The sequence below is a fragment of the Curtobacterium sp. MCPF17_001 genome (assembly GCF_003234615.1).
GTDB lineage: Bacteria > Actinomycetota > Actinomycetes > Actinomycetales > Microbacteriaceae > Curtobacterium.
In genome coordinates this window covers 1-21,705 of sequence record NZ_QKSL01000025.1, presented here as the reverse complement: position 1 = coordinate 21,705, position 21,705 = coordinate 1, and the positions used below count along the sequence as shown (strand labels likewise).

Here is a 21,705-nt window from a genome sequence, read left to right as displayed (position 1 = left end):
TGGACTACGCGACCGTCGCGCGCGCCTCGGCGAGGGTCGGGTAGTCGGTGTAGCCCTCGCCGGTCTGGCCGTAGAAGAACTCGGGCCGCGGCTGGTTGAGCTCGGCGTCCTGCTCCCAGCGCTCCGCGAGGTCCGGGTTGGCGATCGCGGGGCGGCCGACGGCGATCGCGTCGGCGACGTCGCCCTCGACGACGGCGACGGCCTCGTCGCGGTCGGTCATCACGCTGAAGCCCGAGTTGACGACGAACGGCGCTCCCGCGGTGCGGCGGATGTCCTGCACGAGGTCACCGGCCGGCTCGGCGTGCAGGACGTCGATGAAGGCCAGGCCGAGCGGCGCCAGGCCCTCGGCGACCGCCGTGTAGACGGCGCGCACGTCGGCGGCGTCGTCCTCGATGACGCCCTGGATGCCGTGCTCGGGCGACAGTCGGATGCCGGTGCGGTCCGCGCCGACGGCCGCGGCGACGGCGGTGACGACCTCGACTGCGAAGCGAGCGCGGTTCTCCGGCGAGCCGCCGTACTGGTCCGTGCGGGTGTTCGAGTGGCGCGACATGAACTCGTGCACCAGGTAGCCGTTCGCGCCGTGCACCTCGACGCCGTCGATGCCCGCGGCGATCGCGTTGCGGGCCGCCTGGACGAAGCCCTGGACTGCCTCGGCGACCTCGTCGGTGGTCAGCTCGTGGGGGACCGGCATGTCGGCCTTCGAGCCGTCGGCCAGGTGCGTCTGACCGGGGGCGGCGACGGCGCTCGGGCCGACGATCCGCGGGGTCTGGGAGATCGAGGGGTGCGAGACACGACCACCGTGCATGAGCTGCATGACGATCGTGCCGCCGCGCTCGTGGACGGCGTCGGCGACGCGGCGCCAGCCGGCGATCTGCTCGTCGGTCTCGATGCCGGGCTGTCCGGGGTAGGAGCGGCCCTCCTGCACGGGCCAGGTGCCCTCGGTGATGATCATGCCGAGCGTCGCACGCTGCGCGTAGTGCTCGACGAGCAGGGCGTTCGGGACCCCGTGCTCACCGGCGCGGGTGCGGGTGAGCGGGGCCATGACGATGCGGTTGCTGAGTCGGAGGGCGCCGAGCGCGGTGGGTTCGAAGAGCTTCACGACGAGCGGGAACGTCGAGCGCGTGTTGCACATTCCGACTTCGGCGGAAGGACGGTCAGGGGCGCGGGCACACCAGCGTGGAGGAGCGGACCTGACCCTCGGGGCGGATCACGGTGTGCAGGGACAGCGGCTGGTGGCAGATCGGGCAGCCGCGGTCGATCGTGCGGTCGTCGAGGCCCTCGGGGTGGCCCGCACCGATCTGCGACGGACCCATCTTGTCGATGAGTGTCGTGTTCCAGCGCCCGTACCAGTCTGCGAAACGTCCCATGGCGACCCTTCCGTTCGTGCCCTGATCGTTAGTGTACTCGCGTCCGCGATCAGGCGTGGTCGACGACCTCGAGCAGTGCCGTCAATTCGTCCTTCAGGGCCTCGAGTCGCGCCGCCGGCCACCCGAGTCGTGCGGCCACCGCGACCGGGACCGTCTCGGCACGGTCCCGCAGCGACCGTCCGGCGGTCGTCAGGGACACCGCGAGCTGTCGCTCGTCCTCGGTGCTCCGGCTGCGGCGGACGTACCCGGAGGCCTCCAGGCGCTTGAGCAGCGGGCTGAGCGTCGCCGACTCGAGCCGGAGTTCGCCGGCGATCTCGCGGACCGAGCGCGGGTCGCGCTCCCAGAGGGCGAGCATCACGAGGTACTGCGGGTGCGTCAGACCCAACGGTTCGAGGAACTCCCGGTAGAGCCCGACCACGCTGCGACTCGTGGCGGCGAGGGCGAAGCAGAGCTGCCGGTCGAGGGAGAGCGGGTCGGTCGCGAGCATTGCCCCACCGTACCCTTCGTGCACGAACTGGTCGCGATCCGGGCTGCGGAACACCGGTGTTCGTCTGTTGCGCCGCGTATCTGCGCGATGTGCCCGACGGACACCGGTGTCGTGCCGGGGTGGACGACGGACGGGAGGCCCGGTGCCGGTCTCGTGGACCGGCACCGGGCCTCCCGCCGGTGACGCTGGTGCCTACGCGCGGTGCGACGGCGAGTGACCCGAGTCGTGGGTCGGCGCGTCCGGCTCCGCCGGGGCGGCGTGCGACCCGTGGTGGGCGCCGCCGTCGTCCGTCGGGGCAGACGGCCCGTGCTGCGTCGCCGGCTGCATGCGCTCGAGCTTGGCGCCCTCGACGTCGACGTCCGGCAGGATCCGGTCGAGCCACTTCGGGATCCACCAGGCGCTCTTGCCGAGCAGGTGCATCACGGCCGGGATGAGCAGCATGCGGACCACGAACGCGTCGAGCAGGACACCGAACGCCAGGCCGAAGCCGATCGGCTTGATGGTCGACGACTCCGAGAAGATGAACCCGGCGAAGACCGAGATCATGATGATCGCGGCCGCCGTGACCACCGCGCGGCCGGCGTGCAGACCGCGCTGGACCGCGACCTTCGCGCTGGCGCCGTGCGCGTACGCCTCACGCATGCCGGAGACCAGGAACAGCTGGTAGTCCATCGCGAGACCGAACAGGATGCCGATCTCGATGATGGGCAGGAAGCTCAGGATCGGTGCCGGGTCGTGCACACCGAACACGCTGCCGAGCCAGCCGAACTGGTAGATGGCGGTCAGACCACCGAACGAGGCGAGCACCGACAGGATGAAGCCCGCGGTCGCCGTGATCGGGACCAGGAAGGACCGGAACACGATGATCAGGATGATCAGCGACAGTCCGACCACGACCGCCAGGTAGAGCGGCAGCACGTTCGCGAGCTTCTCGGACACGTCGATGTTGGCGCTCGCGTTGCCGGCGACGCCGAGCTCCACCTTCCCGTCGTCGGTCGAGACGCTCTGGGTGCGGAGGTCCTTGACGAGCTCCTCGGTGGAGACGCTGTCCGGACCGCCGTCCGGCTTCACCTGGAAGGCGATGATCGTACGGTCCTTCGACGCGCCGATCGGCAGGACCGCGTCGACGTCGCCGTTCTTCGCGAGCGCCTCGCCGATGGTGACCTCGGTGCCGGTGACGTCGTCCTCGCTGATCGCCTTCGGCAGGGTGGCGACGACGAGCAGCGGTCCGTTCTGGCCGGCGCCGAACTCCTTCTCGAGTGTCTTGTACGCCTTGTACTGGCTGGACTCGACGGCCTCGGACGAACCCGAGGGCAGGCCGAGGCGCATCTGCGTCGCGGGCAGTGCGATCGTGCCGAGGACGGCGACGCCCGCGACCAGGGTGATCACGGCACGCCAGGTCGACATCGGCTTGTTCGGCACCTGGACCGAGCCGGTGTGGCCGATCTGCTGACGCTCCTTCTTCCGGAGGATCCGGAAGCCGAGCAGCGACAGCAGCGCCGGCGTGAACGAGGTCGCGATGAGGATCGCGAACAGGACCGCGACCGCACCGACCGTGCCCATCAGGCCGAGGAACGGGATGCCGGTGATGTTCAGCGCGAGCAGCGCGACGATGACCGTCGTGCCCGCGAAGACCACCGCGTTGCCGGAGGTGCCGTTCGCGAGCCCGATCGACTCGTGCACGCCCATGCCCTGCTTCAGCTGGGTCCGGTGGCGGTTGAGGATGAACAGCGAGTAGTCGATGCCGACCGCCAGGCCGAGCATCACCCCGAGCACCGGCGTGACCGAGATGAACTCGACCAGGTCGGAGAAGGACAGTGAGGCGAGGGTCGCGACGCCGACACCGAGCACGGCGCTGAGCAGCGGGATCGCGGCACCGATGACCGTGCGGAGCATGAGGAACAGCACGAGGGCGGCGATGATGACGCCGATGATCTCGCCCGGTCCGAGGATCGAGGGCACGCCCTGCGCGATGTCGTTCGACACGAAGACGTCGACGCCGCTGATCTTCGCGGCATCGGCACGGTCCGAGATCTCCTGCTTGGTGGTCTGTGGCACCTCGTAGGTCGACTTCGTGAACTGCACCGTGCCGATGGCGGCGGAGTCGTTCGACGAGACGAACCGGATGTCCTTCGACAGGTCGAGCAGGTCGGAGCCCTGTTCGAGGTCGCGTTCGTTGTCCTCGAGCTTCTGCGTGTTCTGGTCGATGGTCTTCTGCGCGTCGGTGATCTGCTGCTCACCCGCGGTCAGCTGCTGCTTCTGGGCGTCGATCTGCGCCTGCGCCTGCGTGAGCTGCTGCTGACCGGCCTGCGCCTGTGCCTGTGCTGCGGCGCTGGCGGCCGCGGCGGCTCCGGCGGCCTGTGCCTGGGCCTGTGCCTGCGCCTTCTGCGCGTCCAACTGGGCCTGGGCGTCCGCGATCTGCTGCTGGCCGGACTCGAGCTGGGCCTTCTGGGCGTCGAGCTCCTTCTGCCCGTCCTCCAACTGCTGACGGCCGTCCGCGATCTCCTTGCGCCCGTCGACGATCTTCTGCCGCTGGTCGTCGAGCCGCTGCTGGGTGGCGAACCCGTCGGTGGTGCCCTTGACGCCGGGCAGGTCCTCGAGGTCGGTGAGGAACGACTTGACCTCGTCCTGCTGGCTGTCGGTGAAGGCCTTGCCGTCGGTCGTCTGGAAGACCAGCGTGCCGTTGCCGCCGTTCGCGCTCGGGAACTTGTCGGCCAGCTCGTCCTGTACCTGGCTGGTCTTCGTGCCGGGGATCGTGATCGAGGACGAGATGGTGCCCGAGAACAGGCTGAAGGTGACACCGGCGATCGCCATGAGGACGATCCAGGCGATGATCACCGTCCAGTGTCGGCGGGCCGCGAAGCGACCGAGGCGGTAGAGGAGACCGGCCATGCTGGGCCCCGTTCCTTTCGTCGTGGGTGTGCTGTCGAACGGGGTGCGCCGGTGGACCCCTGGGAGGACGTCGGTGTGGTCAGTGGTCGGGCAGATACCCGCTGCGGACGCTGTGCACGAGCCGTCCGAGCAGGGCGTCCCAGTCGTCCCGGGCCTGTTCGTCCAGGCGGGGGCCGGTGGTCACCAACCAGTGCTCGGCGATGACGACGATGCCGCTCATCAACGAGTCCACCAGGAGTGCGGTGTCCAGGGCATCAGCTGCGGGATGACGTCGCGCCACCTCGCTCCGGAGGCGCCCGGTGACCCGGGCGAACGCGGTCTGTGTGAGGGCGGCCGCCTTCGGGTCGTCCTCCTCCGGCTCGCCGAGGATCCGGTGCAGCCGGACGATGGCGCCGGCCAGGTCCGTGCCGCGGGCGGCGGACTCGAGTTCGTCGAACATCGCTGCGCGTGAGCCGTCGCCCATCGGGGTGTTCGCGATCTCGGCGAGGAACCGGTCGATGATCACCGACAGGGCTTCCTCGCACACGGACAGGCGGATCTCGTCGAGCGAGGCGAAGTGGTTGAAGACCGTGCGGCGGGCGACGTCGGCGCGGGCCGCGAGCTCGTCGACGCTGAACTCCCCGCGCTCCTCGATGAGATCGCGCGCGGCCTGCAGGATCGCTTCCCGGTGTCGCGCCTTGAGGGCAGCACGGCGATCGGGTGAGAGGGTCACGAGAAGACACTAGGTGCAACGATGCACTCGGTGCATCCAAACCGGGGTGATCCACAGGTTCGACCCTCGATGGCCGAGCACGAGGCTGGCCGAGGCGTGGTTGAAAACACATGATCGCGGATCCGTCCACCCCCTGGTCGGGGGTGTGTGGATCCGTACCCTGGAACAGCTGGCCCAGCCCCCGTCAGCCACATCGAGCACCGTTGACTCCTGTTCGATGCGCACGACACAGCCTCAGGAAGGCACCCGTGTTCCAAGTCGACAGTTCCCATCTCGCCCCTGCTCCCGTCTCCGACCGCTCGCTCGGTCTCCCGGAGTGGTCCGCGGGCCTCAACGTCCGGCGCCTCCGCTCCTCGCCGTTGGCACAGGACCTGGGCGAGTCCTGCTTCCGCGGAGTGGGCGGGTACCACCCGTCGGCGCTCCGAGAGGTGGCGTAGCCATGGGGCGGAACTCGATCAGCGCGCGATCGACCGGGACCCAGTGGTTGCTGTCGGTCGGGACGACGCCGTTGCTCCGGGTCGACACCCGTGCGGAAGCCGAGGAGTCGGGCCGACGACTGGCCGAGGTCCTGGGGATCGGGTTCGAGACGACCGGCGGGCTGGACTGAGCACCTGCTCGGGCTCAGACGGGCGGGAGCGTCGCTGTGGCAGGCGTGTTCTCCCGACGGAGTGCATCGGCGAGACGTGCGGCGAAGCGCCCGACGACGGCGGCTTCGTCGTCGCTGAGTTCGTCGATCACGGCCGTGACGGGCGTGTGGATGTGCCCGTAGGCCCTCGCGAGGTCTTCGCTCGCCGCCACGGTCGGGACGAGCACCACGCGCCGGCGGTCATGGACATGGGGACGGCGCTCGACGCGGCCGTCCCGGAAAAGGCGGTCCACGAGCTTCGTGACCCCGGCCGTGGACAGGCGGAGTCTGAGCGCGAGGTCCGTCGGGCTGAGGAACCGTTCGACCCGGCCGGCGTCCACGAGGTGCATCAGTGCCAACGCGTCGATCGGACGCATCTGCAGTGCCCGGAGTGCGCCTTCGTCGGCGTCGTGGATGCTGTCGCTCAGCGACTGCAGACTCGCGAGCGCTGCCGCACCGGCAGCGGTCCGTGGCTGCGCGGCGTAGAGGTGCTGCGAACTGCTGGTCCTGTCGTCGGTACCCATCGGCACACCGCCCTCGTCGTTCCGTCGATGCTCCCACCGGTCCCTGGGAAGTGAAACTGGGTAAGTAATCAGCGACGCGAGACAAGTGTCGACCGCAACGATGCCGCCGGGGTCCGGTGGCACAGAATGTGAAGGAGACACCCATGTCGAACACGGCAGGAAACCCCGCACGGCACGACAACGTCGTCCGTCGCACTTGGAACGAGACGAAGTCCGCACTGAAGACCACGGAGTTCTACGCGTGGATCGTGGTGTCGCTCGCCATCCTCATCGCGTCGGCGGTCGTCGACAACGCCGACGAGGGCCACACCGGTTTCGGTGCCGACCAGGCCTGGTTCTACGTCGCGCTCGTGACGATGGCCTACATCCTCAGCCGCGGCATCGCCAAGGCCGGCGTGCGCAAGCCCGAGGACGACGACGACCGTCGCGACGGCAACGGGCGCTCGAACTGATCTGACGTCGCCCGCTCTTCCCGGTCCACGACCGGGAGGGGCGCACCGGCGAGTTGATGCTCGCGAACCCGGATCTGGTGCTCCGGACCACGGGCCGTTCCGATTCCATCCGGAACGGCCCGTCGTCATGCCCGCCGGATGTCCGGTGGAGCGCTCACCGACCGGGGGACACGCGCGTCAGCGGAGGCGTCGGAACGTCGCGCGGATGTCGGCGACGAGCAGCTCCGGCTGTTCGAGCAGCGCGAAGTGCCCGCCGCGAGCGACCTCGTTGAAGTGCACGAGGTCGGCGTACCGGCGTTCGGCCCATCGTCGGGAGCGTCGGACGTACTCGCCGGGCATGATGCTCAGGCCCACGGGCACGGTCAGTGGTTCCTCGATGGTGCCGGGGCTGACCCACCCGGTCCTGGCCGACTCCCAGTACATCCGGGCAGCGGAGGCCGCCGAGTTGGGGAGCCAGTACAGCATGACGTCGTCGATGACCTCGTCGAGTGTGAACAGTGCCTCGACGTCGCCGTGTTCGTCGTGCGAGCCGCCGACGTCCTGGAACATGGCGTAGATCCACGCGGCGAGACCGACGGGAGAGTCGGTGAGCGCGTAGCCGATGGTCTGGGGCCGGGTCGACATCTGCTGCGAGTACGCGGACAGCACCTGCCAGTAGTACCCGCCCTCCCGGAGCATGCTCTGCTCCTCCGACGTGGCATTCCGTGCTTCGTCGTCCGTCGGCTGGAAGAGCGCCATGTTGAGGTGGATGCCCGCGAGTCCGATGTCCTCCGAGGCCTGCAGTGCGGCGAGTTCGGCGGTGACGGTGGCACCCAGGTCACCGCCCTGCGCGAACCAGTCCTCGTACCCGAGCCGCACCATGAGCGCTGCCCAGGCCCGCGCGGTGCGTGCGAGGTCCCACCCGGTGGTGGTGGGCTTCCCGGAGAACCCGAACCCGGGGAGACTCGGGATGACCAGGTGGAAGGCGTCCTCGGGTGTGCCTCCGTGCGCGACCGGGTCGGTCAGCGGTCCGATGGCATGGCGGAACTCCAGGACGGAGCCGGGCCAACCGTGGGTGAGGAGCAGCGGGCGTGCTCCGGGGACGGCCGACCGGACGTGCAGGAAGTGGACCTCCAGCCCGTCGATGGTCGTCGTGTGCTGTCCCCAGCTGTTGAGCAGTCCCTCTGTCCGGCGCCAGTCGTAGGCGGTCGCCCAGTGGTCGACGAGCGCCTGGACCTTCTCGAGGCGCGGCCCCTGCGACGTGTCCTCGACGGTCTCGCGCTCCGGCCAACGAGTGGCGAGGAGCCGTCGCCGGAGGTCGTCGAGGTCTGCCTGCGGGACGTCGAGGGTGAACGGTGTGACGGTCGTGGTGTCGTCCAAGGGGACTCCTTCGTGTCGGGCACGGAGCCGGTCCGTGTGCAAGATGATCTTGTCACAAGACGATCTTGTCCGTGTATCGTCGTGGACATGAACCGTTCCGGACGTGCCGAACCGACGACGGGCCTCCCGGAGATGGACTGGGCGGCCGGCGGCATCGAGACCGAACTCGGATGGGCCCTGCCGCTGGTGCTGCAGGAGTTCACCCGCCTGGGGACCGACGCCGTCGCCGACGTCCCCGGCGGACCGCGTGGGTACCAGGTGCTCGTCGCGATCACGACCGAGGAGACGTCCTCGCAACTCGCCCTCGCCCGGCGACTCGGGGTCGACAAGACCCAGATGACCTACGTCGTCGACGCGCTCGAGGCCGGTGGGTACGTCGAGCGTCGCCCCGCGCCGACCGACCGGCGAGTCCGTCAGGTGCTCCCGACCGCTGCGGGCCGGGAACTGCTCGCCCGGGCCCGCCTGTCCCTCCGTGACGCCGAGGGTGTCCTGATGGGCCACCTGAGCGAGGACGAGCAGACGTCCGTCCGGCACCTGCTCGCCCGTGTCGCACTCGCTGCGGGCGCGACCGCGCCCGGAGCCGACCCCGCGTTCCAGCACCCGCTGGCCGCCCCGGAGCGCTCGCGCCGGAACCCCCCGTCGTCGATCCCGTCGACCACCCCACAGTGAGGCCCCTCCCATGACCAGCACCGTCCTCGTCGCCGGCGCAACCGGTGACCTCGGCCACCGCGTCGTCCGCGACCTCCTCGGCCACGACGTCCGGGTCCGCGTCCTGACCCGTCCCGGCAGCGCGTCCGCCGCCGCCCGCTTCGGCGACCACCCGCAGGTCGACGTCGTCGTCGCCGGCTACGACGACCACGACGCCCTGACCCACGCGGTGGACGGTTCCGACGTCGTGGTGTCGACCGTCAGCGGCACCCGGCCGGTCATCGTCGACGCGCAGCGCGCACTCCTCGCGGCGACCGTCGCCGCCGGGGTGCCACGGTTCATCCCGTCCGACTACTCGGCGGACTACCGACGGATCGCGCCGGGGACGAACCGGAACTTCGAACTCCGTCGCGAGTTCGCCGCGGACGTCGACGTCGCACCGGTGCAGGCGACGTCGATCCTCACCGGGATGTTCACCGACCTGCTCACCGGAGAGGCGCCGATGATCCTGTTCGGTCGCCGCCTGGTCCTGTTCTGGTCATCCGCCGACCAGGTCCTGGACTTCACCACGAAGGACGACGTCGCCCGGGTCACCGCCCTCGCCGCCCTGGACGACGACGCTCCCCGGGTGATCGAGATGGCGGGCGACCAGCTGACGGCCCGTGACGTCGCACGGACGGTGAGCGAGCTGACCGGCGCCCGCTTCCGACTGCAGTGGGCGGGGACGACCGGCACGCTGTCCGCCATGAGCGCGGTCGGGAAGCGACTCGCGAAGGACCCCGACGAGACGTTCCCGGCGTGGCAGGGGATGCAGTACTTCGTGAGCATGTTCAGCGGTCAGGCGCAGCTGCGGCACGTCGACAACGGGCGGTACGGCACGCACGAGTGGACGAGCGTGCGTGACGTCCTCCGGACGCACCTCACGGAGCAGGGGTCGGCGACGACGGGGCGGTGACCACGGCCGAGAGGTCGCGCGTTTCGTATCGATACACAAATCGCTTGCCTTCCGGCCTCCGACCCGCTTAGCGTGACGGTGCCGGCCTCCGTCGAGGGGCCGGGAGGGCGGACGACGACGTCCGCCTCGCCAGTCCCCGACGACGGTGTTGGAGCAGATGACGATGAGAACGACCAGACGTGGACGCGCGTTCGCGGCCATCACGACGGCGGCAGCGGTGGTGGCGGCGATCGCGTCGCCCGCCCTCACCGCGACGGCGGCGGCGCAGCCGCCACAGCCCCTCGTCGTCGGTGCGGAACGACTTCCCGCCGGAGCCGGAGCCGCCGGCACGACGGACCTGACCGCGCAGGGTGGGCTCGACTGGGTGCACGCCGACGGGGGTGCGACCGAGACGAAGCGGGACCGCACCGACGCGATGACGCTGACGAGCCTCCGCCCAGAGACACCGACCGTCGCGCTCTCCGACAGCCCGGTCGCCTTCGCGTGGTCCGACGGAGCGCGGCAGGAGACCGCGACGGGGGTGACCACCGGAGCCGTGTACCGCTACGACCTGACCACCGTCGGCGACGCCACGGAGCACGACGCGGGCTTCCGCCTCACCGTGCCGAGCGGGCAGGGTACCCGCCAGCTGACCCTGGTCGGCGGGATCTGGCAGGCCAGCGCCGACCTGACCGTCGCGACCACCGACGGCGCCACCGTCCAGACCAGCCGGCTGTCGGCCGGCGGGTCCGCCGCGGTCCAGCGCACCACCGTGACCATGCGGCCGGGGGAGGGCGCGGTCGTCACCGCGACCCTGCGGGCGATCGCCGGGCGGGACGGCAACGTCTCGTTCATGGGCGCGGCCCTGCGTTCACTGGACGACGGGCCGCAGCTGACCGCCGGACCGACACCGCAACGGCTCGACCTCACGGCTGCCGGCACCAGCGACTGGCTGCACCTCGACGGAGCCACCGTGGACCGGTCTCGGGACGGCGACGGCTCCCTGGGCGTGGTGGACCGTGACCCGGCGGGCACGATCAAGCAGCAGGGCGACAACCCGACGACGTACAGCTGGACGAACGGCGTCCCGACGGCGACGCAGGACGGTACCCGGACCGGTGGCGTCTTCCTCGCTCCGGGCGACGACGCCACGAAGCCGTCCGGCTGGGACCTCACGGTGCGGGCTGACCGGGCACCGCGGACCCTGCAGTTCGTCGCCGGAGTCTGGCAGGCCAGCGCCAGGCTGAGCGTCACCCTCGACGACACGGCCGAGCCCGTCCTCACCGACACCGGACTGACGGCGGGCGGCTCCGCGGTGAGCCACCTGTACACGCTGACGATCCCGGCGGGGGCCGCGGCACGCGTCAGCGCGCAGCTCACCGCGACGACGGAGTCCGGCGGGAACGGGAACGTCACCCTGGCCGGGGTCGCCCTCGCGCCGCAGGACCACCGGGCGGAACTGACCGGACTGGTGCAGCAGGCGCGCGCGGTCGACCTGGCCACCGCCGACGAGCCGAGCGTCGCGCAGCTCGAGGCGGAGACCGCGACGGCCTCGGCGCTGCTCGACGACGCCGGCTCGAGCGACGCCGACGTCCAGAGTGCGACGCACCTGCTCCGAGCGGCGTTGGCCGCCGTCACCGCGAGTGCGAGTGGTGCCCGGTACACCTGGCAGAGCCACCCCGGGCTCACGAGCTCGTTCGGGTGGGAGGGGGACGTGGACGCCCCGATCGCGTTCATCGACGGCAGCTACCGCCTCCGTGACCACGGCGACACGATGATCACCTTCGGCGTGCCGGACATCCCGGGCAAGATCAGCTGGGAGAACGCGGAGGGCTACCTGCCGGCATTCGTCAGCCGCTACGCCAAGGCCGGGCTCGACATCTCGGTGCAGAGCTTCGCGGACGAGGTCACCGTGGGCGGCAACCGGTACGAGGTCGCGTACTCGCGGATGACCGTGACGAACACGACGGACACCGCCGCCACGCTGCCCCGGGTCTCGTCCGCGCTGGTGCCGCTCGACGGCACCAGCCGTGCCACGACCGTCGACCCGGGCGCCACCGTCGTCCGCGACTACGCCGTCGGAGCAGACCGGTTCGGCGGCACGTACGCCTGGCCCTCCGACGAGCAGATCGCCGGGCTCGGCAGCTACGACGACCACTACGCCCACATGCGGACCTACTGGAACGACCGGCTCGCCACCGTCGCCGACATCACGGCGCTGCCGGACCGGAGCCTCATCGACGCCTACAAGGCCGGCTACATCTACACGCTGATCATCCGGGACGACGTCGACGGGCAGAAGCAGCTGCACGTGGGCGAGAACGGGTACGACGAGATGTTCGACCACGACACGATCGGCATCGTCTCGAACCTGCTCAACATGGGTGACTTCGCGTACGCGAAGGACTACCTCGCGACGCTGCCCGCCGAGCTGCAGTACCAGGACGCCAAGTGGAAGTACAGCGCGCCGTACGCGATGTACCTCGAGCGGACCGGGGACGACACCTTCGTCCGCGACCACTTCGCCACGATCCGGGAGAACACCCACACGATCGCCAGCGACCGTGAGGACGACGGCACCGGGATCATCAAGATCACCAACGCCATCGACTCCGACGGGCACTGGACGGTCGACAACTGGTCGGCGCTCTACGGCCTGTCGACCTACCGCTACCTCGCGGAGCGGCTGGGCGACGACGCCGAGGCGAGCTGGGCGCAGTCCGAGTACGACAGCCTGATGGCGGCGGCGAACGCACGACTCGACGCGACCCGCAGCGAGTTCGGCATCGACTACATGCCGATGGCGATGGACGAGCTGAACGAGACCGGCCCCCGGAGCGACCCGCGGGACGCCAACTGGGCGTCGATGTTCCTGTTCGGCGGTTGGGCGTGGGACAGCTACCTCTACGACATGCCGCAGTCCGGCACGATGCTCGACAGCATCGACGAGACCTACGCCTACGGCATCGACCGACGGAAGGACGTGTCGGACTCCCCGGCGAACTTCGGCGGGTACCCGCACGGCTACTACTCCAGCGCGTACAACGCCGGGTACGGCGGGGCGGCACTGCGCGGCGAGGACCACCGCGACATCGGGATCAAGGCCTACCAGTTCATGATCGAGCACTCCCAGAGCGGCCCGTTCGGCTGGTGGGAGGGCGTGGACCAACCGAAGGCCGACTCCCCGTGGGACATCGACCACGCGTCCGGCGGCGGCGGGTCCGACCAGCACATGTGGGGCCAGGCGATGGGCACGAAGGTCCTGTTCGACTCGCTCCTCTCGCTGAAGTCCGACGGCTCGCTCATCGTCGGCCGCGGAGTCCCGGCCGACTGGGTCTCCACGGGCAAGCAGGTCGCGCTCGACCGCTTCCCGGTGCAGGACGGCGGTCGTGTCGGGTACGCCATGACCGCCGACGACGACTCCGTGCACCTGACGTTCTCGGGCGACCTGGACCGTGTCCCGAGCATCAGCGTGCAACTCCTCGCCCTCGAGGGGAACATCGCCAGCGTCGACGCCCCGGGCGCGACCGTCGACCGGGCAGCCGGCACGGTCACGCTGCCGAAGGGCACGGAGTCCGTCACGATCGGTCTCGGAGAAGCCACCGTGACACCGGCCCCCACGGCGACCGAGCTGCCGACCGTCTCCGGTCAGCCGACCGTGGGCAGCACCCTCACCGCGCACCCCGGTACGTGGTCGACCGACGGGCTGACGTTCCGGTACCAGTGGCTCCGTGACGGCGAGCCGGTCGCCGCGGCGCGGGCGCGGGCGGCGTCGTCGGCGACCTACCTGGTCGCCGCGGCCGACGCCGGACACCGGATCGCGGTCCGGGTCACCGCGTCGCGTGCCGGCTCCGAGGACGGCACCGCGACCTCTCGGTCGGTCACGATCACCCGAGCGGCGGACGGCGCCGGTGCCGGTGGTGGCGCCGGCGGCGGCGCCGGCGGCGGTACCGACCCGGGCGCGGGCAACGGGACCGGCCTGGGTGCCGGCACGGGTGGCGGCACGGTCCCCGACGGGAGGCCCGGATCACTGGCCTTCACGGGGAGCGACCTCCTGGTGCCCCTGTCGGTGCTCGCAGCCGTCCTGCTGGCCGCCGGTCTGACGGCGACCGTGGTCCGACGGCGCCGGATGAGCAGTGAGGGCGCCACCCCGGGCAGCGGGGACGAGTGACGACCGGCCGCCGGACCGACGGTCCGGCGGCCGGTGCCGCTCCGGCACGCGGTCCAGCCCACCGGGGACCGGCAGGCGGCCCGCACTATCGTGGGACGGTGCCGGACCGGACGAGGGTGACGATGGCCGACGTGGCACGTGCTGCGGGCGTGTCCGTGATGACGGTCTCCTACGCCTACAGCGCCCCGCACCGGGTCTCCCCGGGCACCCGGGCCCGCGTCGAGACCTCCGCGGCGGCCCTCGGGTACGCCGGACCGAACCCGGCCGCCCGCTCCCTGCGCCAGGGTCGGAGCAACAGCATCGCCGTCGTCGTCGGTGAGGGGCTGACCTACGCCTTCGACGACCCGGAGTCGAGCCGGTTCCTGGCCGGCGTCGCGTCGGTGTGCGTCGAGTTCCAGCAGAGCCTGACCCTGGTGCCGGTGAACGGTGACGCCCGGGACGCCGATCGGATCCGTGAGTCCGCCGCCGACGCCTTCGTCCTCTGGACCGGCGTGTCGGACGGACCCCTGCTCGACGCCGTCGTCGCCTCCGGGCGGCGGGTCGCGATCCAGGGCGCCGAGCCGGACTCGCTCCGAGCGCGGCCCGATGCCGACCAGGTCGCGGGTCGGGTGCACGTCGTCACGATCGACGACCGGTCCGCGGCGGCAGCGGTCGCCACCGCCACCTTCGCCGGCGCCGCACGTCCGGCCGTCGTCAGCTTCGCCCTCGAGGACGAGCAGGAGGCCACGGTGGTCCACGGTCCCGCCCTCGACGACGTCCGGTTCCCCGGGGCCCGTCAGCGGCTCCGGGGCTACCGGGACGCGGTCGAGGCCGCGGGACACCGCTGGGCCGACGTCCCCGTCGCGGTCGTCGGACGGAACCACCGCCAGGACGCCCGACCCGTGATCGAGGAACTGCTCGGCGGTGCCGACGCCCAGGAGTCCGCGCCGGACGCCGTCGTCGCGATGAGCGACCAACTCGCCCTCGCGGTGCTCGACGTCCTCACCGAGACCGACCGGAGCACACCGGGGGACGTCGCGGTGAGCGGCTGGGACGACTCCCCGGAGGCTGCGCAGCACGGGCTGACGAGCGTGCACCAGGCGCTCGAGGAGCAGGGCACCCAGTGCGCCCTGCTCGCGCTCGGACAGGTGACCGAGGCACCCACTGCTCCCTGGTCGCTGGCCCTGCGGACCACCACCCGGCCGGAGCGACCGTGAGGCGTGCCGTCGCGATCGCCGTCGTCACGGGGCTCGCGCTCGGTCTGCCGTTCGGCGTCGCCGGGTGCCAGCCGACGGCCACGGTGCCGTCGGGTGTCGCGGACCGGACGCCGAGCGCGAGTGCCTCGCCGGCGCCGGCAGCCACCACGAGTGCCGCGACCAGGCGGGCGTTCGACGGGCTGGAGGGCGCGCACGACGCCCGCCTCGGTGTCGTCGCGATCGACACCGGCAGCGGGGCCACGGTCACGCACCGGGCCGGGGAGCGCTTCGCGTTCGCGTCGGCGGCGAAGGTGTTCATCGCCGCGACCGTGCTCGAAGACGCGTCGCCCGCCGACCTCGACGCCGTCGTGCCGATCGAGCAGCGCGACCTGCTGTCGTACGCCCCGGTGACCTCGCAGCACGTCGGCTCGGGCATGACCGTCCGCGCGCTCCTCCACGCGATGCTCCGCTCCAGTGACAACGCGGCGGCGAACCTGCTCGTCGCGCGGGTCGGCGGCCCGTCGGTCGTGCAGCAGTGGCTCCGCGGGATCGGTGACCAGGTGACACAGGTCGTCCGGATCGAGCCGGAGCTCAACGAGGCCACCCCGGGCGACGACCGTGACACGACCACGCCGGCCCAGTTCGCCGCGGACCTGCGGACGGTCCTGCTCCGCGACGCCCTGCAGCCGGACGACCGGGAGCTGCTCGTCGACACGATGGTCGGCACCACCACCGGCGACGCGACGATCCGCGCCGGGGTGCCGACGGGTTGGACCGTCGCGGACAAGACCGGCACCGGCTCCCACGGGGTGCGGAACGACGTCGGGATCGTCACACCACCCGGCGGGGCCCCGATCGTCCTCGTCGTGATGACCAGCCGGTCGACGGCGGACGCCGAGCCGGACGACGCACTCGTCGCCGCGGCCACCCGGACGGCCGTCGCGGCGCTGCACGGCTGACGCCGACGCGCGGACGACGGACGGGAGGCTCCCCACCAGCTGGTGGGGAGCCTCCCGTCCGACGTCCGGTTGCGTCAGGAGACCGGCTTGCTGTCGTCGATCCAGCCCGCGAGCTTCGTCATGTAGTCGGCCTGCGAGGCGTAGTCGAGGGCGGGGAACGTCCAGCTGTGGACCTGGCCGGCCTCGAGGGCCGCGTTGTCCGCGAACGTCGGCTGCTTCTCGAGGTCGGCGACCTGGTAGCCCTGCTGCGACAGCAGGATCATGTCGCCCGAGATCTGGCCCGCGTTCTCCCAGCTGTAGATGCCCCAGTACCAGCCCTTCGGCTTCGGGACGACGAAGTCGACGCCGAAGTCGGTGTACATCTGCAGCGTCGGCTCGTCGGACGGGCGGGTGACGTAGGCGCCGTCGCCGTCCGCGTACATCGAGACGATGGAGAGGTCGTTCTCCTGCACTGCCTTCTGCAGGGCGCCCTTGGCGGTGTCGAAGTCCTGCTCGGCGGCCTCGACCGTGTCTTCCTCCGCCCCGAGCGACTCGGCCAGGTCGGCGATGTGCTCGATGACGTCCTCGCCCTCGCCGCCCCACTTGACCTGGGCGATCGGTGCGATGGACGCGACCTGCTCCTCCTGCTCCTTGTCCTTGAAGCCGTAGGCCGGCTGCGTGGTGTCGAGCGTGCCCTTGGTGTCCGTCGGGTAGACCGAGGTGACGACGAGGTCGGGCTTCAGGGCCGCGAGCTTCTCGAGGTCGATGTCGCCGTAGCCGGTGCCGAGCTGGGTGATGCCCTTCGTGGCCAGGCCCTCGAAGCGCTGGTCCTTCGCCATGGTCAGCTGGCCGAAGGTGCCGACCGGGCGCAGTCCGTACTCGATGAACGAGATCACGATGTCGTTGAGGACCACGACGCGCTTCGGGGTGTGGTCGACCTTGACGGTCGCTCCGGTGGCGTCCTCGTACGACCAGGCGCGGGAGGACGCGCTCGTGGCGTCGCCGGCGTCGTCGGATCCACCGGTGCTCGAGCAGCCGGTGAGGATGAGGGCCGTCGCGGTGACGGCGGTCAGGAGGGCGGCACGGACCGTGCCGCGGCGGAGAGTGTTCACATTAGGTGAGCCTAACCTAACCTGAGTGGATGTACCAGTTCCGGCACGGTTCCCGGCCGGGAGGCGCGTCACGCGTCGTGTTCGTCGGCCTCCGGGACCACCATGGGCGCCCCCGTCACCGGGTCCGGGACCACGCGGGCGAGGAGGCCGAACGCCCGCTCGAGGACGGCCGGGGTGAGGACCTCGGCGGGTGTGCCGTCGGCCACGACACCGCCGTCGTGGAGGACGACGAGCCGGTCGGAGTAGCGCGCGGCCAACGTCAGGTCGTGCAGGACCATCACGACCGTGGAGCCCTGCTCCCGGTTGATCCGTCGGACGAGCCGGAGGACGTCGAGCTGGTGCGCGAGGTCCAGGTAGGTCGTCGGTTCGTCGAGCAGGAGCGTGTCCGCCCGCTGCGCCAGCACCAGGGCGATCCAGGCCCGCTGGCGCTGTCCGCCGGACAGACTCGCGACGTCGCGGTGGGCGACCTCGGTCAGGCCGGTGGCCGCGATGGCGTCCTCGGCCACGGCAGCGTCCTCCACCGTCCACGGGCGGGCCCAGGACTGGTGCGGGTTCCGGCCGCGCATCACCAGGTCGAGCACGCTCGTGCCGGCCGGAGCGAGGGGCGACTGCGGCAGGATCGCGAGCTTCCGCGCGACGGCCCGGTTCGGTTCCTTCCGGATCGGCGAGCCGTCCAGGAGCACCTCGCCGGCCTGCGGCTTGAGCACGCGGCCGAGCGCCTTGAGGAGTGTCGACTTGCCGCACCCGTTCGCACCGAGGAACGTGGTCACGGTGCCGCGCTCGATCGTCAGGTCGAGGTCCCGGATGACCGCGGTCCGGTCGTAGCCCACGGACAGGCCACGGGCCTCCAGGACGGGGGCGGCGTGCTCGCGAGCGGCGGCCGGCGTCGCGGGCGCGACCGAGGGGGTCGTCGTGGTCATCGGGACATCTCCTTGCGGTGACGGATGAGGAGCCAGATCAGGTACGGGGCGCCGATCACGGTCGTGACGATGCCCACCGGTACCTGCCAGGGGAAGGCCGAGCGGGCGAGCAGGTCCGCGCCGAGGACCAGGACCGCGCCGAGCGCTGCCGACAGCAGCAGCGGCGGCCGGTTCGTCCCCGCGACCCGCAGCGCGATCTGCGGGACCACGAAGGCGACGAAGCCGACCGGACCGGCGGCCGCGACCGCAGCGGCGGTGAGCACGACTGCCAGCCCGATCACGAGCAACCGGTGGCGCTGGACGCCCAGGCCGACGCCGGTGGCGACCTCGTCGCCGAGCTGCCCGATGCCGAGTGCGGCCGAGGTCGCCAGGGCGATCGGCACCCCGACCGCGGCGATCACCAGCAGCGGCCACACCGTCGTCCACGAGGTGCTCGACAGACTGCCGACCAACCACTGTGACGCGGCCGTGGCCTGGGTGATCTTCGCGCGGACGAGCAGGTAGCTCGTCACGGCGTCGAGCGTCGCACTGACCCCGATGCCGACCAGGATCAGCCGGTGGCTCTGCACGCCGCCGCGCCAGCCGAGACCGTAGACGATCGTCGCCGCGACCAGGGCACCGATCGTCGCGGCGACCGGGATGCCGCCACCGAGGACCAGCGCGCTGACCGAGGAACTGCCGCCGCCGAGGACGACCGCCGCCACCGCGCCGACGCTCGCGCCGGAGGTCACGCCGATGATGTCCGGCGTCCCGAGCGGGTTGCGGGTGAAGGTCTGCGTCAGGGCTCCGGCGACCGCGAGCGTCAGGCCGACGAGTGCACCGGTCAGGACGCGGGGGAGGCGCAGGGTCGTCACGATGAACTGGTCCGGCCCGGACTCCAGGCCGAGCAGGGCGCGGACGACGGTGCCCGGGGTGATGAACGTCGAGCCGATCGCGACACCGAGGACGACGAGCAGCAGTGCGGCGACGACCGCGATGACGGAGGTGGTGAGGACGCGGGGGCGCCAGGCGAGGCCGACCGGGCCGATCCGGATGCCGCGACGGGGGGCGGTGGCGGTCGGCGCGGGACCTGGCGTCGGCGCCGACGGGTTCGTGGGCGTGCCGGTGTCGACCCGCGTGGTGGCGCTCACAGTGAGACCAGCGATCGTCGGCGGGCGACGGCGACGAACACCGGACCGCCGATGACGGCCAGGACGATGCCGACCTCGACCTCGGCGAACCCGCCGATCAGCCGCCCGACGACGTCCGCGGCCAGGACGAGCACGGCCCCGAGCAGCGCCGACGCCGGCAGGGTCCACCGGTGACCGGTCCCGACCACGGCTCGGGCGACGTGCGGCACGGTCAGCCCGACGAATGCGATCGGACCGGCCGCGGCGGTGGCGCCGGCGGCCAGCAGGGTGATGCCGCCGAGGCCGACGAGCCGCGCGGTGAGCAGGTCCTCGCCGAGGCCCTTCGCCAGCTCCGACCCGAGGCCGAGTGCGTCGAGGGCGCGGGTGTTCCAGATCGCGAGCACCAGGCCGACGGCCATGAACGGCCATGCCGCAGCGAGCACGTCGAGCTGCCGACCGGACAGGGACCCGACGACCCACAGGCGGTAGGCGTCGAGGGAGTCCTGGTCGGTGAGCACGATGAAGGACGACAGCGCGCCGAGCAGGGCGGACACGGCGGCCCCCGCCAGGGCGAGCGGCACCGGGCTGGCGGTCCCACTGCCGGCGACGGTCACCGAGAAGACCACGACGCTCGCGACGACCGCGCCGACGAGGGCGAACCAGACCGAGGCGCTGGTGCTCGTCACGCCGAACACGAACACGCCGAGGACGACCGCCAGGCCGGCGCCCGCGGAGACGCCGAACAGACCGGGGTCGGCGAGGGGGTTGCGGGTGTGCCCCTGCATGAGCAGGCCCGCGATCCCGAGCGCGGCACCGACGCTCGCGCCGATCAGGGTGCGCGGGACACGGGAGCCCCAGACGACGGCCTCGTCGGTCCCCGATCCGGTGCGGGTCAGGCCGGCGAACACCCGGTCGGCACCGATGTGGTTGCTGCCGAGGAGCATGCTCGCGACCGCCGCGGCGAGGACCAGTACGGCCAGCCCGAGCAGCACCGCCGCACGACGTCGAGCCGTCCGTCGGTGCACCCCGGAGGCGCCGATCACCGCTCCGGGCAGGGCGGCGGGCGCGGTCCGGACAGCGAGGGGAGGGGGTGGCACGGAAGCCATATTAGGTTAGCCTTCCCTCATGGCGAAGATCCCGAGGCTGATGCCCGAGAACCCGCGGCTGTTCCGGGCGAGTGTCGTCCGCACCGAACGGCACACCCCGTCGATCCACCGCGTCACCATCGCGAGCGACGAGATCCGCGCCTTCCCGTTCCTGGGCTTCGACCACTGGTTCCGCCTGTTCCTGCAACGCCCCGAGCAGGACACCTTCGTGATGCCCGAGATCGACGGCGCCAAGTGGTGGCCGCAGTACCTGCGCATCCCCGAGGCCTCGCGCCCGCACTGCGCCAACTACACCGTCGCCGGGCACCGGCCCGAACTCGGCGAGATGGACATCGACTTCGTGGTGCACACCACCGCCGACGGCCAGCTCGAGGGCCGCGCCGCGATCTGGGCCTGCGCCGCCCGCCCCGGCGACGAACTCGCGCTCCTCGACCAGGGCTGCATCTTCGACTGCCCGGACGACGCCAGCGAGGTCGTCATCGCCGCCGAGGAGACCGGCCTGCCCGCCGTCGTCGGCATCGCCCGGTCCCTGCCGCGCGACACCGTCGGCCGCATCATCCAGGAGGTCCCCTCGGCGCTCGACATCCGCGACCTGGACGCGCCCGTCGGGGTCACCGTCACCTGGCTCGTCCGCGGTGACGCCTCCGCGGTGCCCGGACGTGCGGCGCTCGCCGAACTGCAGCGGCACGTGCCCTGTGACGACCTCGGCTACGCGTTCGTCGTGGGGGAGTCCCGGCTCGCAACCGAGGGCCGCCGCCACCTGCACCGAGCGGGGCTGCCCAAGTCGCGCATCACCTTCTCGGGGTTCTGGAAGCACGAGGCACGCCAGCCCGCGATGGCCTGAGAGCCTGCTTCGGCTCGATCGCGGGGCCCCCGCCTGTGGCACGCTTGCTGCATGGGGGAACACACGGACGACCTGCGCCGGGGGCGCACCCGGCGAGCGACCGCGACGGCGGTCGTGCTCACCGCTCTGCTGCTGGTGACCGGGTGCTCGATGCTGCCCGGCAGCGCCGGCTCCGACACGGCATCGAGCCAGCGGGCGACGCCGCACCGCACGCCCACCGCCCGTGCCACGCCCACCCCGAGCAGTCCAGGTCGGCGACGACGCCGAAGTCCCCGCGGACCCGGAACGCGATGTCCGACGGGCCGGTGCCGGAGACGGTCGCGGGAGCAC

The 21,705-nt window shown here is 71.5% G+C and carries 20 protein-coding genes; 8 read left to right on the top strand and 12 right to left on the bottom strand.

Annotated elements, in window-relative coordinates:
* Positions 1–4: 4 nt before the first annotated feature.
* The 5 genes from DEJ24_RS15920 to DEJ24_RS15900 all read right to left on the bottom strand — a co-directional run bounded on the left by DEJ24_RS15920 (position 5) and on the right by DEJ24_RS15900 (position 5,458).
* Complete coding sequence (locus tag DEJ24_RS15920) at positions 5–1,099, bottom strand: alkene reductase (RefSeq protein WP_181436638.1); 1,095 nt, start codon at positions 1,097–1,099, stop codon at positions 5–7.
* 55 nt (positions 1,100–1,154) lie between these two features.
* Positions 1,155–1,367, bottom strand: a complete 213-nt coding sequence (locus DEJ24_RS15915) for a hypothetical protein (RefSeq protein ID WP_110904323.1) — start codon at positions 1,365–1,367, stop codon at positions 1,155–1,157.
* Positions 1,368–1,416: 49 nt separating this feature from the next.
* A complete protein-coding gene (locus DEJ24_RS15910; RefSeq protein ID WP_111079515.1) occupies positions 1,417–1,854 on the bottom strand; it encodes a MarR family winged helix-turn-helix transcriptional regulator in 438 nt (145 codons plus the stop codon).
* Between the two features lie 192 nt (positions 1,855–2,046).
* A complete protein-coding gene (locus DEJ24_RS15905; RefSeq protein WP_111079492.1) occupies positions 2,047–4,746 on the bottom strand; it encodes an MMPL family transporter in 2,700 nt (899 codons plus the stop codon).
* 79 nt (positions 4,747–4,825) lie between these two features.
* The gene (locus DEJ24_RS15900; RefSeq protein WP_110904325.1) at positions 4,826–5,458 is read right to left on the bottom strand and encodes a TetR/AcrR family transcriptional regulator; all 633 of its coding nucleotides are present in this window, start codon (positions 5,456–5,458) and stop codon (positions 4,826–4,828) included.
* A gap of 439 nt (positions 5,459–5,897) precedes the next feature.
* On the opposite strand from DEJ24_RS15900, the gene DEJ24_RS17045 reads away from it, so the two are divergent.
* On the top strand, positions 5,898–6,065 hold the full coding sequence (locus tag DEJ24_RS17045) for a hypothetical protein (RefSeq protein ID WP_181432983.1): 168 nt from the start codon (positions 5,898–5,900) through the stop codon (positions 6,063–6,065).
* A 14-nt stretch (positions 6,066–6,079) separates the two neighbouring features.
* On the opposite strand, the gene DEJ24_RS15890 is transcribed toward DEJ24_RS17045, so the two are convergent.
* A complete protein-coding gene (locus tag DEJ24_RS15890; RefSeq protein ID WP_111079490.1) occupies positions 6,080–6,607 on the bottom strand; it encodes a MarR family winged helix-turn-helix transcriptional regulator in 528 nt (175 codons plus the stop codon).
* A 143-nt stretch (positions 6,608–6,750) separates the two neighbouring features.
* On the opposite strand from DEJ24_RS15890, the gene DEJ24_RS15885 reads away from it, so the two are divergent.
* Positions 6,751–7,059 (top strand): hypothetical protein, encoded by a 309-nt coding sequence (locus DEJ24_RS15885; protein ID WP_110904327.1) that lies wholly within the window; start codon positions 6,751–6,753, stop codon positions 7,057–7,059.
* Positions 7,060–7,236: 177 nt separating this feature from the next.
* Here the strand turns inward: DEJ24_RS15885 and DEJ24_RS15880 are convergent, their stop codons facing one another.
* On the bottom strand, positions 7,237–8,418 hold the full coding sequence (locus DEJ24_RS15880; protein ID WP_181436637.1) for an epoxide hydrolase family protein: 1,182 nt from the start codon (positions 8,416–8,418) through the stop codon (positions 7,237–7,239).
* A gap of 87 nt (positions 8,419–8,505) precedes the next feature.
* Here DEJ24_RS15880 and DEJ24_RS15875 point away from each other — a divergent pair, with 87 nt between their 5' ends.
* The 5 genes from DEJ24_RS15875 to bla all read left to right on the top strand — a co-directional run bounded on the left by DEJ24_RS15875 (position 8,506) and on the right by bla (position 16,305).
* On the top strand, positions 8,506–9,087 hold the full coding sequence (locus DEJ24_RS15875) for a MarR family winged helix-turn-helix transcriptional regulator (RefSeq protein ID WP_111079511.1): 582 nt from the start codon (positions 8,506–8,508) through the stop codon (positions 9,085–9,087).
* 10 nt (positions 9,088–9,097) lie between these two features.
* Positions 9,098–10,021 (top strand): NmrA family NAD(P)-binding protein, encoded by a 924-nt coding sequence (locus DEJ24_RS15870; protein WP_111079488.1) that lies wholly within the window; start codon positions 9,098–9,100, stop codon positions 10,019–10,021.
* Between the two features lie 163 nt (positions 10,022–10,184).
* Complete coding sequence (locus DEJ24_RS15865; protein WP_181436636.1) at positions 10,185–14,171, top strand: sugar-binding protein; 3,987 nt, start codon at positions 10,185–10,187, stop codon at positions 14,169–14,171.
* 122 nt (positions 14,172–14,293) lie between these two features.
* A complete protein-coding gene (locus DEJ24_RS15860) occupies positions 14,294–15,367 on the top strand; it encodes a LacI family DNA-binding transcriptional regulator (RefSeq protein ID WP_111079486.1) in 1,074 nt (357 codons plus the stop codon).
* A gap of 44 nt (positions 15,368–15,411) precedes the next feature.
* Entirely contained in the window at positions 15,412–16,305 is an 894-nt protein-coding gene (gene bla / locus DEJ24_RS15855) for a class A beta-lactamase (RefSeq protein WP_375334718.1), read from the top strand.
* A 74-nt stretch (positions 16,306–16,379) separates the two neighbouring features.
* Here bla and DEJ24_RS15850 read toward each other — a convergent pair whose 3' ends face one another.
* The 4 genes from DEJ24_RS15850 to DEJ24_RS15835 form a co-directional block, all read right to left on the bottom strand.
* Complete coding sequence (locus DEJ24_RS15850; RefSeq protein ID WP_111079482.1) at positions 16,380–17,396, bottom strand: ABC transporter substrate-binding protein; 1,017 nt, start codon at positions 17,394–17,396, stop codon at positions 16,380–16,382.
* 68 nt (positions 17,397–17,464) lie between these two features.
* Positions 17,465–18,316 carry an ABC transporter ATP-binding protein gene (locus DEJ24_RS15845; protein ID WP_111079480.1) on the bottom strand — a complete coding sequence of 284 codons (852 nt, stop codon included), beginning with the start codon at positions 18,314–18,316 and terminating at the stop codon, positions 17,465–17,467.
* A complete protein-coding gene (locus DEJ24_RS15840) occupies positions 18,313–19,446 on the bottom strand; it encodes an iron chelate uptake ABC transporter family permease subunit (protein ID WP_111079478.1) in 1,134 nt (377 codons plus the stop codon). Before DEJ24_RS15840 ends, DEJ24_RS15845 begins: the two co-directional genes overlap by 4 nt.
* Positions 19,443–20,522, bottom strand: a complete 1,080-nt coding sequence (locus DEJ24_RS15835; RefSeq protein WP_258374861.1) for an iron ABC transporter permease — start codon at positions 20,520–20,522, stop codon at positions 19,443–19,445. The genes DEJ24_RS15840 and DEJ24_RS15835 overlap by 4 nt, the downstream gene beginning before the upstream one ends.
* Before the next feature lie 28 nt (positions 20,523–20,550).
* Here DEJ24_RS15835 and DEJ24_RS15830 point away from each other — a divergent pair, with 28 nt between their 5' ends.
* Positions 20,551–21,375 (top strand): siderophore-interacting protein, encoded by an 825-nt coding sequence (locus DEJ24_RS15830; protein ID WP_111079474.1) that lies wholly within the window; start codon positions 20,551–20,553, stop codon positions 21,373–21,375.
* A 118-nt stretch (positions 21,376–21,493) separates the two neighbouring features.
* Here DEJ24_RS15830 and DEJ24_RS17130 read toward each other — a convergent pair.
* The coding region (locus DEJ24_RS17130; RefSeq protein ID WP_220036729.1) for a hypothetical protein at positions 21,494–21,705 on the bottom strand (212 nt) is incomplete at its 5' end.

Bases quoted from the DNA above. Each gene is read 5' to 3' on its own strand.
- DEJ24_RS15860 (WP_111079486.1), top strand. From the start codon at position 14,294: ATGGCCGACGTGGCACGTGCTGCGGGCGTGTCCGTGATGACGGTCTCC.
- DEJ24_RS15865 (WP_181436636.1), top strand. From the start codon at position 10,185: ATGAGAACGACCAGACGTGGACGCGCGTTCGCGGCCATCACGACGGCG.
- DEJ24_RS17045 (WP_181432983.1), top strand. From the start codon at position 5,898: ATGGGGCGGAACTCGATCAGCGCGCGATCGACCGGGACCCAGTGGTTG.
- DEJ24_RS15885 (WP_110904327.1), top strand. From the start codon at position 6,751: ATGTCGAACACGGCAGGAAACCCCGCACGGCACGACAACGTCGTCCGT.
- DEJ24_RS15870 (WP_111079488.1), top strand. From the start codon at position 9,098: ATGACCAGCACCGTCCTCGTCGCCGGCGCAACCGGTGACCTCGGCCAC.
- DEJ24_RS15915 (WP_110904323.1), bottom strand. From the start codon at position 1,367: ATGGGACGTTTCGCAGACTGGTACGGGCGCTGGAACACGACACTCATC.
- DEJ24_RS15875 (WP_111079511.1), top strand. From the start codon at position 8,506: ATGAACCGTTCCGGACGTGCCGAACCGACGACGGGCCTCCCGGAGATG.
- DEJ24_RS15905 (WP_111079492.1), bottom strand. From the start codon at position 4,746: ATGGCCGGTCTCCTCTACCGCCTCGGTCGCTTCGCGGCCCGCCGACAC.
- DEJ24_RS15910 (WP_111079515.1), bottom strand. From the start codon at position 1,854: ATGCTCGCGACCGACCCGCTCTCCCTCGACCGGCAGCTCTGCTTCGCC.
- DEJ24_RS15845 (WP_111079480.1), bottom strand. From the start codon at position 18,316: ATGACCACGACGACCCCCTCGGTCGCGCCCGCGACGCCGGCCGCCGCT.
- DEJ24_RS15890 (WP_111079490.1), bottom strand. From the start codon at position 6,607: ATGGGTACCGACGACAGGACCAGCAGTTCGCAGCACCTCTACGCCGCG.
- DEJ24_RS15830 (WP_111079474.1), top strand. From the start codon at position 20,551: ATGGCGAAGATCCCGAGGCTGATGCCCGAGAACCCGCGGCTGTTCCGG.